General features: G+C 58.5%; 12 protein-coding genes and 1 pseudogene. 3 read left to right on the forward strand and 10 right to left on the reverse strand.

Annotated elements, in window-relative coordinates; translation table 11 throughout:
* Nucleotides 1–269: 269 nt before the first annotated feature.
* The 5 genes from Q1J88_RS11730 to Q1J88_RS11750 form a co-directional block, all read right to left on the reverse strand.
* Nucleotides 270–911: a peroxiredoxin gene (locus Q1J88_RS11730; RefSeq protein WP_301117899.1), complete on the reverse strand. Its 642-nt coding sequence runs from the start codon at nt 909–911 to the stop codon at nt 270–272.
* 167 nt (nt 912–1,078) lie between these two features.
* The gene (locus Q1J88_RS11735; RefSeq protein WP_301117900.1) at nt 1,079–2,911 is read right to left on the reverse strand and encodes an acyl-CoA dehydrogenase; all 1,833 of its coding nucleotides are present in this window, start codon (nt 2,909–2,911) and stop codon (nt 1,079–1,081) included.
* 63 nt (nt 2,912–2,974) lie between these two features.
* The gene (locus Q1J88_RS11740; RefSeq protein WP_301117901.1) at nt 2,975–3,904 is read right to left on the reverse strand and encodes an FAD-binding protein; all 930 of its coding nucleotides are present in this window, start codon (nt 3,902–3,904) and stop codon (nt 2,975–2,977) included.
* Between the two features lie 2 nt (nt 3,905–3,906).
* A complete protein-coding gene (locus Q1J88_RS11745) occupies nt 3,907–4,656 on the reverse strand; it encodes an electron transfer flavoprotein subunit beta/FixA family protein (protein ID WP_301117902.1) in 750 nt (249 codons plus the stop codon).
* Nucleotides 4,657–4,761: 105 nt separating this feature from the next.
* Complete coding sequence (locus Q1J88_RS11750) at nt 4,762–5,685, reverse strand: histone deacetylase family protein (RefSeq protein WP_301117903.1); 924 nt, start codon at nt 5,683–5,685, stop codon at nt 4,762–4,764.
* A gap of 10 nt (nt 5,686–5,695) precedes the next feature.
* On the opposite strand from Q1J88_RS11750, the gene mltB reads away from it, so the two are divergent.
* The 3 genes from mltB to egtB all read left to right on the forward strand — a co-directional run bounded on the left by mltB (nt 5,696) and on the right by egtB (nt 9,293).
* Nucleotides 5,696–6,895, forward strand: coding sequence for a lytic murein transglycosylase B (mltB, locus tag Q1J88_RS11755; RefSeq protein ID WP_301117904.1), 1,200 nt, complete (start codon nt 5,696–5,698; stop codon nt 6,893–6,895).
* An 89-nt stretch (nt 6,896–6,984) separates the two neighbouring features.
* Nucleotides 6,985–8,001, forward strand: a complete 1,017-nt coding sequence (egtD, locus tag Q1J88_RS11760) for an L-histidine N(alpha)-methyltransferase (RefSeq protein WP_301117905.1) — start codon at nt 6,985–6,987, stop codon at nt 7,999–8,001.
* Nucleotides 8,002–8,018: 17 nt separating this feature from the next.
* Nucleotides 8,019–9,293 (forward strand): ergothioneine biosynthesis protein EgtB, encoded by a 1,275-nt coding sequence (egtB, locus tag Q1J88_RS11765; RefSeq protein ID WP_301117906.1) that lies wholly within the window; start codon nt 8,019–8,021, stop codon nt 9,291–9,293.
* Between the two features lie 10 nt (nt 9,294–9,303).
* Here the strand turns inward: egtB and cysM are convergent, their stop codons facing one another.
* From cysM to Q1J88_RS11790, 5 genes and pseudogenes are all read right to left on the reverse strand, one after another.
* Complete coding sequence (cysM, locus tag Q1J88_RS11770; protein ID WP_301117907.1) at nt 9,304–10,212, reverse strand: cysteine synthase CysM; 909 nt, start codon at nt 10,210–10,212, stop codon at nt 9,304–9,306.
* A 38-nt stretch (nt 10,213–10,250) separates the two neighbouring features.
* Nucleotides 10,251–10,862: a DUF655 domain-containing protein gene (locus tag Q1J88_RS11775; RefSeq protein ID WP_301117908.1), complete on the reverse strand. Its 612-nt coding sequence runs from the start codon at nt 10,860–10,862 to the stop codon at nt 10,251–10,253.
* Nucleotides 10,863–11,030: 168 nt separating this feature from the next.
* Nucleotides 11,031–12,026: an ADP-glyceromanno-heptose 6-epimerase gene (gene rfaD / locus Q1J88_RS11780; RefSeq protein ID WP_301117909.1), complete on the reverse strand. Its 996-nt coding sequence runs from the start codon at nt 12,024–12,026 to the stop codon at nt 11,031–11,033.
* Entirely contained in the window at nt 12,023–12,952 is a 930-nt protein-coding gene (gene rfaE1, locus Q1J88_RS11785) for a D-glycero-beta-D-manno-heptose-7-phosphate kinase (RefSeq protein ID WP_301117911.1), read from the reverse strand. Before rfaE1 ends, rfaD begins: the two co-directional genes overlap by 4 nt.
* Nucleotides 12,949–13,459: pseudogene (locus Q1J88_RS11790) on the reverse strand (lipopolysaccharide assembly protein LapB); the annotation flags it as partial. The pseudogene Q1J88_RS11790 and the gene rfaE1, both read right to left, overlap by 4 nt.

The raw sequence follows: 13,459 nt of genomic DNA on the forward strand, positions 1-13,459 counted from the left end.
TATTTGAACAGCTGTATTCGATACTGTACGAAACAACAGTGTTTTTGGCAAGCATTTATTTGCAAGAACAACATCCCCGCCGCGCCCCTGAACGCCACCCCGGAAGCATAAACAGCACCCCTGCTCGCATCGTGCGCCAACTCACACCACCCACGAACACCCTGCCGGTCGGCCAAAAAAAACCCCGCCCGGTTTTTCCGTGGCGGGGCGCGGACGCTACAGGACCAGCCCGTCGCGTCCCGGTCGGCCAACAGGCCAACCTGCAGGTGTTACTTGTTGGGCTGCGGCGTAATGCGCAAGTACGGACGCACAACCGTATAGCCCTTGGGGAACTTGGCCTTGAGCTCGGCCTCGTCCTTGATGGAAGGAACGATGATGCAATCGTCGCCATCTTCCCAGTTAACGGGGGTGGCGACACTGTGGCTGTCGGTTAATTGCAGCGAGTCGATGACGCGCAGGATTTCATTGAAGTTGCGACCTGTGCTTGCAGGATATGTTAGCGTCAGGCGAACTTTCTTGTTTGGATCAATGATGAATACCGAACGCACGGTGGCGGTATTGCTGGCATTCGGGTGGATCATGTCGTAAAGATCTGAAACCTTGCGGTCGGAATCGGCCAGAATGGGGAAGTTGACCTTGGTGTTCTGGGTATCGTTGATATCCTTGATCCACTCTTTGTGTGATTGAGCGTCGTCGACCGAAACCGCAATCACCTTGACGTTTCGCTTGGCAAATTCGTCGGCCAGCTTGGCGGTATAGCCGAGTTCGGTCGTGCACACTGGCGTGAAATCGGCCGGGTGAGAAAACAGCACACCCCAGCTATCGCCCAGATATTCGTAAAACTTGATGGGGCCGATGTCGGAGTCTTGTTCGAAGTCGGGGGCGGTGTCGCCCAGTCGCAAAGTAGCCATGATTGATCTCTTCCTGATTGGATGAAAAAAGCTGGACCTCGACATCGAAATGCCTGTTGGTCAGCACCAAAACATTGTGCCACCTTCGTTGGCGGAATTTAAATACCGTGTATATATAACCTTATAAGCTAAAGGCGGCGGGTGGTGCAACAGGCAAAACGGCCGGGTCAGCGCGGCGACGCCGTCATATTGCCGGCATAGGCTACAAGGTCGGAGCCGTCACGAATAACAGACAGCCACGACTGTGCCCGAGGCAATATCAGCGATGCGTACATGATCGCCGCGGAAAGCTTGTTCGAATAAAAAGGGTCGGGGTCTTTCTGGGAATCCAGAGCGTCGATACTTATCAGGGCTGCTTGTGCCATCTGCCATCCCCCAAGCACCGTGCCCGCCAACATCAGGTAAGGGACGCTGCCCCAGAATGCGGCTCTGGGCGCGTCGGCATGACGAATAAGAATGTCGACAGCCTGCTCGTACGCTACGATGGCATTTTCGAGGTGCCTGGCCAAGACTGCAAGCCCGGTTCGATGAGCGCTGCCGCCCTCCGCCCTGCGCTGGATTTCGGCGAGCAGCCCGCGCATTTGCCGCTGCAGATACTGTGCCACCGCAGCTTGATCGCGCCAGGTTTTGCGGCCCAACAGGTCGTTGGCCTGAATGGCCGTCGTACCTTCGTAAATAGGCAGAATCCGGGCATCCCGAAAATACTGGGCAGCCCCGGTTTCCTCGATATAGCCCATGCCTCCGTGTACCTGTACGCCCAAGGAGGCAACTTCGACGGCGTTCTCGGTACAAAAACCCTTGATTATCGGAACAAGGTACTCGTACAGGGCCTTTTGTCGAGCACGTTCGTCATCGTCGGCATGGTGACGTGAAATGTCGAGCGCTCTGGCACCCAGAGCCGCAAGCGCCCGCCCCGCGTCAGTCAGCGCCCGCATGGTCCACAACATGCGCTGGACATCGGGATGCTGATTGATACTTACTGTGCCGGCCCCCGGATTGTCTACCGGCTGCCCCTGAAGCCTGTCCGCTGCGTAAGCCCAGGCCTGTTGCGTGGCACGTTCGGCCACAGCGACTCCCTGCACCCCAACGGCGAATCGGGCGGCGTTCATCATGACAAACATGTACGCCAGGCCGTGGTGGAGCTCTCCGACCAGATAAGCAACCGCGCCTTCTCCGGCCTCGCCCCGTCCCGATCCATACAGCATGACCGCCGTCGGGCTGCCATGTATGCCCAGCTTGTGCTCGAGCGAGGCACAGGACACATCGTTGCGGGGCCCCAGTGTTCCGTTTTGGGTGGGGATGAACTTGGGAACAATGAACAGCGAGATGCCCTTCACCCCGGCAGGAGCGTCAGGAAGACGGGCAAGCACCAGGTGTACGATGTTCTCGGCCAGATCATGCTCGCCGTAAGTGATGAAAATCTTTTGACCAAACAGACGGAAACTGCCGTCTGGCTGCGGTTCTGCACGGGTCTTTAGCAATGCCAGATCTGAACCCGCCCCAGGCTCGGTCAGGTTCATGGTTCCGGTCCAGCGTCCTTCCATCAGCGGCGGAATATACAGCGCCTGTTGCTCGGGTGAGCCCACAGCGGACAGGGCCTCGATGACACCATCAGTCAGCAGCGGGCATAAGGAAAACGCAAGATTGGCGGCGTTGATATTTTCGGAGGCCGCCGTTCCGACAAGCTTGGGGAAGCCTTGGCCCCCGATACGGACGTCGTGTTGCAAACCCTGCCAGCCACCTTGCGCATAGTGCTGAAAGGCTTCTGGAAACCCGGGGCTGGTTTGTACGGAGTCGCCATGCAGCGTGGCCGGCGAGGTGTCGCCCACAGTATTGAGCGGTGCGATCACAGACTCGACAAATCTGGCGTTCTCGTCAAGGACGGCGCGCACGAGATCGGGAGTGACATGATCGAACGCAGGCAGACTCAACAGGCCTGGAAGATCAGATAGTTCTTCGATGACGAACTGATATTCCCGCAAGGGTGTGCGATAGCCCATGATGCCCCTCCGTTCAGATGAAGCACGGCGCCGGCCGAAACCGGCGCCGAGGTACTGCGCAATTTACAGCGAGTTGGTCAGTTCGGGCACTGCCTGGAACAGATCCGCAACGAGACCGTAATCGGCGACACCGAAAATGGGGGCTTCAGCGTCTTTGTTGATGGCCACGATGACTTTCGAGTCTTTCATGCCGGCCAGATGCTGAATGGCTCCGGAGATGCCCACCGCCACATACAGCTGAGGTGCGACGATCTTTCCGGTTTGTCCGACCTGCCAGTCGTTAGGCGCATAGCCGGCATCGACCGCCGCGCGCGATGCTCCCAGCGCTGCGCCCAATTTGTCTGCCAGTGGCTCGAGCAGCTTGAAGTTTTCGGCGCTACCCATGCCGCGACCGCCAGAAACCACCACAGTGGCGCCGGCCAGTTCCGGCCGATCACTCTTGGCCAGCTCGCGACCCACAAACGAAGAGCGACCGGAGTCGGCCACTGCCTGCACCGTTTCTACAGGAGCCTGACCGCCTTCGGCAGCAACGGGATCGAACGCGGTGGTACGCACGGTAATGACCTTGACGGCATCCGAAGACTGTACGGTCGCGATGGCATTGCCGGCGTAGATCGGACGCTGGAAAGTATCGGGAGATTCGACCGCAATAATGTCGGAGATCTGGGCGACATCAAGCTTGGCGGCAACCCGGGGCGCGACGTTTTTGCCCTCGGCAGTAGCAGCGAAGAGAATATGGCTATAACCTTCGGCCACGGCCAGAACCTGTGCCGCCACGTTTTCGGCCAGGCTTTCAGCCAGCGCAGGACCGTCGGCCAGCAATACCTTGTTGACGCCGGCCAGCTTGGCTGCGGCGTCTGCTACGGCCTGCACGCCTTCGCCCATGACCAAAACGTGGATATCATCGCCGATCTTTTGAGCGGCCGCGACAGCGTTGAGCGTAGCGCCCTTGAGATGGGCGTTGTCGTGTTCTGCAATAACTAAAATCGACATGGTTAGATCACCTTTGCTTCGTTCTTGAGTTTATCCACCAGAGCTGCCACATCAGGCACCATCACACCTGCCGATCGCGCAGGCGGCTCGGAAACCTTGAGAGTCTTCAGGCGCGGCGCAGGATCAACTCCAAGATCGTCGGGCGTTACCGTTTCGAGCGGCTTCTTCTTGGCCTTCATGATGTTGGGCAAAGTGACGTAACGAGGCTCGTTCAAGCGCAAGTCTGTGGTCACGATGGCAGGCAATTTCAGCGCAACCGTTTCCAGGCCACCATCGATTTCGCGAGTGACGGTTGCAGTATCGCCGGATACCTCAATCTTGCTGGCAAACGTGGCTTGCGGCCAGTCGAGCAACGCGGCCAGCATTTGGCCGGTTTGATTGGCATCGTCGTCAATGGCCTGCTTGCCCAGAATGACCAGCTGAGGCTGTTCTTTCTCGACCACCGCCTTGAGCAGCTTGGCCACCGCCAAGGGCTGCAGTTCGGCATCGGTCTGGACCAGAATGGAACGGTCGGCGCCAATAGCCATAGCCGTGCGCAAGGTCTCCTGGCATTGTGCAACGCCACAAGAAACAGCAACAACCTCGGTGGCGACGGAGTTTTCCTTCAACCGAGTGGCTTCTTCGACGGCGATCTCGTCAAATGGGTTCATGGACATCTTGACATTGGCGATATCCACATCGCTTTGATCCGACTTGACGCGCACCTTGACGTTGTAATCAACCACACGCTTGACGGGCACCAGTACCTTCATCGAGCATTACCTCCGGAACATAAATAAAAATTCATTTTGAAATGCGCATGCGCCCGTACTTCCGGCCCGGCGCAATCCGCTATTGATTTCGCGCAATTCACCATTCTACAGCTTTGCCAAAGCCTTGATGTGCACTGCAACACTGCGGCCCAGCGCCGACAAGTCGTAGCCGCCTTCAAGAAAACTGACGATACGCCCGCCAGCCGTTCGATCTGCCAGCTTGACAAGCCGTTCGGTGATCCAGGCGTAGTCGGATTCGTGCATGTTGAGCCCGCCCAGCATGTCGTCGCGATGACCGTCAAAGCCTGCCGAAACAAAGATGAATTCGGGTTGGAAATCTTCGAGTTGCGGCATCCAGCGTGTTTCCACGATGTCGCGCAACGTCTCGCCGCCGGTGTTTGCCGGAACCCCGATGTTGACCATATTCGAGCCGGCATTTTGAGCGTATACATTAGGAAAAATTGCATCTTGGTAAATACTGCACATAAGAATCCGAGCGTCTGAATTAAACATTTCCTCGGTTCCGTTGCCATGATGCACATCGAAGTCGATGATTGCTATCCGTTTAAACCCGTATTTTTCGAGTGTATACGCTACAGTTACGGCCAAGTTATTAAAAAAGCAGAAGCCCATGGCCTGCCCTGGTCTTGCATGGTGGCCGGGCGGCCGCACAGAACAAAACGCCGTGTGCGCCTCGTTCTTCATGATCGCATCGACGGCCACAATGCCCGCCCCCGCCGCCGCGAAAGCGGCCGACAGGGTATGCGGATTCATGATGGTATCGGGATCGAGCTCGGCGTAGCCTTCTGCTGGTGACATCTTGCGCAAATATTCCAGATGCTTGCTGGAATGCACGCGTAGAATGTCGACTTCGGTAGCGGGGAGCGCCTCGCGCTCTTCGAGCAGCCCTTGCAGGCCGCTTGAAATCAGGTGGTCATTGATGGCATCCAGACGGAAGGGGCTTTCGGGATGCCAGTCGCCCATTTCATGCAAGCGGCATTCGGGATGAGTAATATAAAGGGTCTGCATAAGGAGGATTATGTTCAAACCCGTCCGCATTTTGCAAGTCGCCGCAGCGGTACTGCTTGGCGGCTGCGCTTCAAGCCAGACCGTTCCCTCGCACACGCAGCACAACACTGTTTCATCGAATATTCAGCAAGCCGCTCCGGCTCAGTCAGCTGTGACACTTTCAGGGTCAGGCAGCGGCTGGGCACGCAGGGCCCTGGCTCCCGATTCAGGCCCCAACGCATTCACAGATTCAAACGGCCGCCTGAAGCCAGACATTCAGGCGTACGCGCAGAGGGTAGCCGCCACGCGCGGCCTGCCCCTGAATCATGTTCAGGCATTGCTCGAAGACGCGCGCTACGACGCCAAAGCCGCCGAATTGATGTCGCCGGCAAAGACGCGATTGCGCCGTAGCTGGGTAACGTATCGCAAGCGCTTCGTAGACCCCATCCGTATCCGGGCAGGCGTCGAGTTCTGGGCCGATAACCGTCAGGCACTGGACGAGGCGTTTGCACGCTACGGAGTACCGCCCTCCATCATCGTTGCCATCATTGGCGTGGAAACCGTTTATGGCCGCTACACCGGCAGCTTTTCGGTTCTGGATGCCATCGCAACCCTGGCTTTCCGTTATCCCGAACACCCCAACCGGCCTGATCGCGTAAAGCTGTTTCAGGATCAGCTGGCAGATCTGATGGTGCTGGATTACCAGGGCGTGCTTGACGCAAGACGCGTCACAGGCTCGTTTGCAGGCGCGATGGGTCTGCCCCAATTCATGCCCGGCAGCCTCAAGCGTTACGCGGTCGATGGCGACGGAGACCGCAACATCGACCTTGCGTCCAGCCCCGAAGACGCGATTATGTCGGTCGCCAACTTTCTGGTCGAACACGGCTGGCAACCCGGCCTGCCAGTGTTCGCCCCCGTACGGCTGCCGGCCGATGCAAAGCGCCTCGTACACGGAGGACTGGAGCCTGTTTACGAGTGGAAGCAACTCGAAGCAAAGGGTGCCGCGCCCATCGCCACGCCGGCATCCGCCCAGGTCACGGCACCCTGGACCCAACACAAGCTGGGTGTAGTGGATCTGGTTGATGAACCGCGCAAACAGGTTGAATACCGCAGCGGAACGCCAAATTTCTTTGCAATCACTCATTACAACCGCAGCTACTTTTATGCCGCATCCGTTGCCGATCTGGCTGAGGAACTGGCTGCACGCATGGGCTACGGTCAACCGAACTGACGCTTTCAGGAGACTCGCCGACCGGCACGCAGCAGTGTTACTCTTAAAGTCCGCCCGAGGGCTTATGGGCAGACCGGAAGCGCAAGCCAATGTCGACACACTCTCCTCATTCGATGCAGCCGCAGTCGGGCCGTCGGCCCGACCGCTACAGCCAGGCTTCACACGCAACGGGGCTTGCCGACACCGAACTGAGCGAATTGTCGCAAGGCCTGCTGGCTCCCCAGGCATCGATCTCACCGAAGTATCTTTACGACACCTTGGGTTCCAAACTGTTTGAAGCCCTGTGTCTGCTTCCCGAGTATTACCCGACGCGAACCGAAGCGGCTATTTTTGAGGCAAGACGTTCGGAAATCGCCCAGGCCGTACCGCGCCAGGCAGTGCTGATTGATCTGGGCGCGGGTAATTGTGCAAAGGCCGAAACGCTTTTTGAGCCGCTGCGTCCGTCGCATTACATCGCCGTCGACATATCTGCCGACTTCGTCCGCAGCGCGCTGCGCCGTCTGCGTCCGCGTCATCCCGGTATCCGTATGCAGGCACTGGGCCAGGATTTTTCGCGAGGTCTTGAACTTGGGGATGACGTCCCTTCCAGGGGACGCCTGTTCTTTTATCCGGGCTCGTCTCTGGGAAATTTTGCCCCACCTGAAGCAAGACGATTTCTTCGGGGCCTGAAGGAATCGACGGCAGACGCCGCCTCGTTATTGCTTGGGGTAGACCTGGTCAAGGACATCGAAATACTGCAGGCAGCGTACGACGATGCCCTGGGCGTCACCAGTGCATTCAACCTGAATGTCCTTCGCAACATCAACCGCATCCTCGGCACGGATTTCGATGTGCGTCACTGGCAGCATATCGCCCTGTTCAATCCGACACACAGCCGGGTCGAGATGCACCTGCAAGCCAGGCACGATGTACTGGTCAGCTGGAACGGACATAGCCGCCGCTTCAGTCAGGGCGAACGGATCCACACCGAGAACAGTTATAAATACACTCGTGAAGGCCTGGCGAAACTGCTCGAAGAATCGGGCTGGACCGCAGGCGAGTTCTGGACCGATGAGGCTGAATGGTTTGCCGTGGTTCATGCCCGTTCAGAGTCGACACACCCATGAACACAAAGGATGCCTCAATGATTGCCTCCGGCACCCTGCTCGCGCGATATGAGGACGTCAGGCGCGCCACGGCCATGTTGGCCGAACCCCTGAGCGACGAAGACTGCTGTGCACAATCCATGACCGATGCAAGTCCGGTCAAATGGCATCTTGCACATACGACCTGGTTTTTTGAAACGTTTGTACTCGAACCCTACGAACCGGGCTTTCGTCCATTCCATCCGGCCTTTCGCGTGCTGTTCAATTCGTATTACAACGGCATCGGAGAACAGTATCCACGATCCAGGCGCGGCCTTATCACGCGGCCGGGAATGGATAAGGTATGGGACTATCGCAACGACGTCGACGCACGCATCGAATCTCTGATCGTGATCTGCGCATCGCAACCTGGAAGCCAAACCCGGGAAATCGAACGGCTGATCGAGCTGGGCCTGCAGCACGAGCAGCAGCATCAGGAACTGATCCTCACTGACGTCCAGCACCTTTTATGGCTCAACCCCTTGCGGCCGGCCTATCACGACGACAGCGCCCTGCTCGAACTCCAATCCAGATACCTTGAACCGGCTCCTTTGCACTGGCTGACATTTCAGGGTGGCATCACAGAGATAGGCAACGGCGGCACAGGGTTTTGTTTTGACAACGAGCTTCCCCGACACAGGCAGTATCTTGAACCCTATGCCCTGGCCTCACGACTGGTTACCAATGCAGAGTACATGGCTTTTATCGACGCCGGCGGCTACCAGGACCCGGCCCTATGGTTATCAGAGGGATGGGCGTGGTTGCACTCGGACAACCAAGCCGTTCAGCATCCCATGTATTGGGAAAAGCGCGACGGTACCTGGCACGAGTTCACTTTATATGGAATGGTGCCGCTAGCGCCCGAACGTCCAGCACTGCATCTTTCATACTACGAGGCCGATGCCTATGCCCGATGGGCGCAGGCCAGGCTTCCCACCGAAGCCGAATGGGAACACGCAGCCATGTCCGCAACCTGCGAGCAGCCGGATGCCCGACCCGCCGATGCTGTTGCCATCGACCAGCTGTACGACAGCGGCTGGCAATGGACATCCAGCAGTTACTCACCCTATCCGGGTTTCAATGCCCAGCCAGGTGCCCTTGGCGAATACAACGGCAAGTTCATGGTGAACCAGTACGTTCTGCGGGGCGGATCGTGTGTGACGCCGCCCGGGCACACACGCGCCACGTACCGGAACTTCTTTCCTGCCCATGCGCGCTGGCAATATGCCGGCCTGCGTCTGGCAAGGTCCATGCAAGCTGACGCCCGCTTATAACAGGGACGGGCTAGTTGAAGACGCCCGTCGACAGATAGCGGTCACCCCTATCGCACACGATAAAGGCGATAGTGGCGTTTTCGACGCGCGCCGAAACGCGTAACGCCGCCACAAGGGCACCTGCCGAAGAAATGCCCGCGAATATGCCTTCTTCGGCGGCGAGCCTGCGCGCCATTTCCTCGGCCTCTTCCTGGCCGATGTATTCGAAGGCATCAACCTTTTCGGGGTGATAGATTTTTGGTTGATAGGCTTCCGGCCACTTGCGAATGCCGGGAATGGACGCGCCTTCTGCGGGTTGGGCTCCCACGACCTGAATGGCCGGATTCCGGCTGCGCAAATAATGCCCCACACCCATTATGGTTCCTGTCGTACCCATTGCGCTGACAAAATGCGTGATGTTGCCGTTTGTCTGCTGCCACAGTTCGGGCCCTGTAGCATCGATATGGGCTTGCGTGTTGTCAGCGTTGGCGAACTGGTCAAGCACCTTGCCCTTGCCTTCTGCCTGCATCCTGGCGGCCAGGTCGCGCGCATACTCCATGCCGCCCTGGTCGGCCGGCGTAAGGATCAGCTCGGCCCCGTAGGCAGTCATGGCAGCCCGCCGCTCAAGTGAAAGGTTGTCGGGCATGATCAGGATCATCTTGTAGCCGCGAACGGCGGCCACCATTGCCAGAGCAATACCGGTGTTGCCGCTGGTGGCTTCAATAAGGGTATCGCCCGGCCGGATTTCGCCGCGCTCTTCAGCGCGGCGGATCATGGAGTTGGCGGCGCGATCTTTAACTGAGCCGGCCGGGTTGTTGCCCTCGAGCTTGGCCAGAATGATGTTGCCGCGGTCTGCCGCCTGTTTGCCGGGGATGCGTTGCAAGCGAACCAGCGGCGTGTTGCCGATGGTCTGCTCAATGGTTGGGTATGCATTATTCATGTGCAAATAATACACCGAACCCGCAACCCGAAACGCGGCTACTTGCCTGCTTTTCGTTGCACGGCGGGTACCGGTGCTTTCGGCGTGGAGCCCCCGGGCCCGACCACCAGGCCGGCTGCCTGAAGCGATTTGGCCTTTTTTGGACCAATACCCTTTACGCGCTCGCTGAGGTCGTCGAACGACTCGAAGCTGCCCCCCCGATTACGTTCCTCGACAATGGTCTGTGCGGTCTTTGGGCCGATACCCGTTATGGTCTCAAGCTCTTGCACGTTCGCGCTGTTGACGTTGACCGCCCAGGCCGCCGAAGCGCCAAAAGCAAGCGCGGTAGCCAATAACGCCAAAGAAAACTGACGGCAGCGCCTCGAGATGCCATCCAGAATTGAGGCTTTCATTGGCCCGCTGCGCACGGGAATGGAGAACTCGCCTGGTCGGCGCCGCCGGATGGCAGCCGATGCGCGTCGGCGCGCCAGGCGCAAGGAACGCGGACCCCGTACCGGACGCCGCGTCTTTGCTTCGCGCGACGGGCGCCTGGCGCCGGGTTGCAGCGCAGGCGTTGCATCTTGAGGGCCGTGCGCCTCGGTTTGATTGGCGGCCTGGCGACGCGGCTCGGACAGGGGACGTGCAACAGTGGATTCTGTAAAAGGATTCATGGCGATCTCCGATGGAATGAACCAAAAGGGACGGCTTGCGGGTCAGGGCCGTCCATCACCATGATGCAGATTCACTTTGCCTTCAACTATGGATAAGGCCGAGGTTGATCCATCCGTACAATTACCCGCCGAAGCTGTCGACACCTGCCCGACAGGAAAAAAGTGAAATCAGATCCGGCCCTGCTTCAGCAGGGCCCGTACATATTCGGCGACCCCGGTCTGGACATCCTTGAATTCCTTGTCGTAACCAGCCGCTCGCAAGCGGGTAAGGTCTGCCTGGGTGTGGCTTTGATAGCGCCCTTTGAGGTCATCCGGAAAATCGATGTAACGGATGAGTTTCTGCTCTACCAGCTCGCTCAGGGACATAGCCTGATGGCCTGACGCAGCTCGCAGGGTATTGACAACCGTCGCCGCCACGTCGTTGAAAGGCTGGGCCCGCCCGGTGCCGCAATTGAATATGCCCGACACCTCGGGATGATCGAGAAAGTGCAGGTTGACGCCGACCACATCATCTACATGAATGAAGTCGCGCATCTGCCCGCCATTGGCATAGCCGTCCCAACCGCCGAAAAGCCGCACATGGCCTTCGGCGCGGAACTGATTCATATTGTGGAAGGCCACCGAGGCCATGCGGCCCTTATGCTGTTCGTTAGGCCCGTACACGTTGAAATAGCGCAGTCCTACAACCGGTGCGGTCAGTTCACCAAGATGACGCCGCAGAACCTGGTCGAACAAGAACTTGGAATAGCCGTACACGTTCAACGGCGCCTCGTAGAGCAGGTCTTCAATGTAAGCCGGCCCTGCGCCATACACTGCCGCCGACGACGCATACAGCAACGGGATCTTGTGCTTCTGGGCATACTGGAAGATTTCGAGCGTGACCCGATAATTGTTATCGAGCATGTACTTGCCGTTGCGCTCGGTGGTGTCTGAACACGCGCCTTGATGCAAAATTGCCTGAATGGACGGCAGCCGGCCCGAAGCCAGTCGCTGGCGGAACTCGTCCTTGTCCATGTAGTCGGCAATCTGCCCGCCGACCAGGTTGACGAACTTGTCGCCTTCAGTCAGATCGTCCACGGCCAGAATATCTTTCTGGCCGCGGCCGTTCAGCCCGCGAACCAGGTTGCTGCCAATGAAGCCCGCTGCGCCCGTCACCACGATCATGTCAATTCTCCTGCCGTCACCACAGACGTACCAAGTTTTCCAACCACAACGCCACCCGCCCGATTCGCCCATTCAACAGCTTCATACCATGCAAGGCCGGCGGCACGAGTAACTGCCAGCGCCGCCAACACGGTATCGCCGGCACCCGACACATCAAACACCTCATGAGCCTGGGCATCGACATGATGGCGACCGGCCGTCGTAAACAGAGTCATGCCCTGTTCGGACCGCGTTACCAGCAACGCTTCAAGCGCCAGTTCTTCGCGCAATTTCTGAGCCCGCTCTTCAAGATCGGATTCGGTCTGCCAGCGACCCACTGCATCGGCCATTTCGGCACGATTTGGCGTAATGATGGTTGCGCCCCGATAGCGGCGGTAGGCATGCCCTTTCGGATCAACCAGCACAGGCAGACCTTGCGCTCGCGCCGCCTTGATCAGATCCTCGACGCGGCTCAGGGCGCCCTTGGCATAATCAGACAACACGACCATGTCGTGGCCGGCCAACTGGGACACGAAATCGGCATGCAGTGATTCAAGGCTATTGCCGTTGGGATTCTCTTCGAAATCCACCCGCAGCAACTGCTGCTGTCGTCCCATGACGCGCATCTTGAGCGTCGTATGCAGGACAGGGTCGGTCACCAGACACGGTTGTATGCCTTCGTCATAAGCCAGGTCCCGGATGCGCCGCCCGGCTTCGTCGTCACCGACGATTCCCATCAGGGTGGCCTTGGCCCCAAGAGACACAATATTGCGCGCCACGTTGGCGGCTCCGCCCAGGCGGTCTTCGCGCCGCGCCACCCGCACAACCGGCACCGGGGCCTCGGGCGAGATGCGGTCGACCTCGCCGAACCAGTACCGGTCGAGCATCAGGTCACCTACCACCAGCACGCGAACCCGTGCAGCGGCTTCCAATGGAAATGCATTCATGCAAGCTCCTCGATGCGGCGAGGCTGGTAGGTTTCCCAGGAATTACACCCCGGACACTGCCAGTAAAAATGCCGGGCCTCGAATCCGCAGACGCCGCAGGCGTAGCGATCCAGACGCTGCGTATGCTTGTGTATCAGCGAGCGCAACAATCCCAGATCGGCATCCGGTGCCATATTGGGCCCTGGGGGCGTACTGCCGCAGGCAAGCTCAACCTCAAGAAGACGATCCAGACCCAATAAGGTAGGGTGGGCCCGCAAGGCATCTCGCGCAAATTCCCATGCAGGTGCATACCCGTCTTGTGCCCGAAGTTCGCGAAAAATAACGTTGAAAACGTCGAGCGCAGGATAACGCATATAGTGTGCGGTTAGCACCTTGAGGCCTTGCGAAGCCTGTCCCAGGCTTCGATAGCTTTCGAGCAATTGCCCGGCGACCAGGCCTGCATACTCGGGGGCAGTAGTCAGCACGGATTCCAGATACGTGCGCTCACGTTCGCGATTATTGTCCAGA

It is taken from the genome of Pusillimonas sp. (genome assembly GCF_029263785.1).
Lineage (GTDB): Bacteria > Pseudomonadota > Gammaproteobacteria > Burkholderiales > Burkholderiaceae_B > Pusillimonas.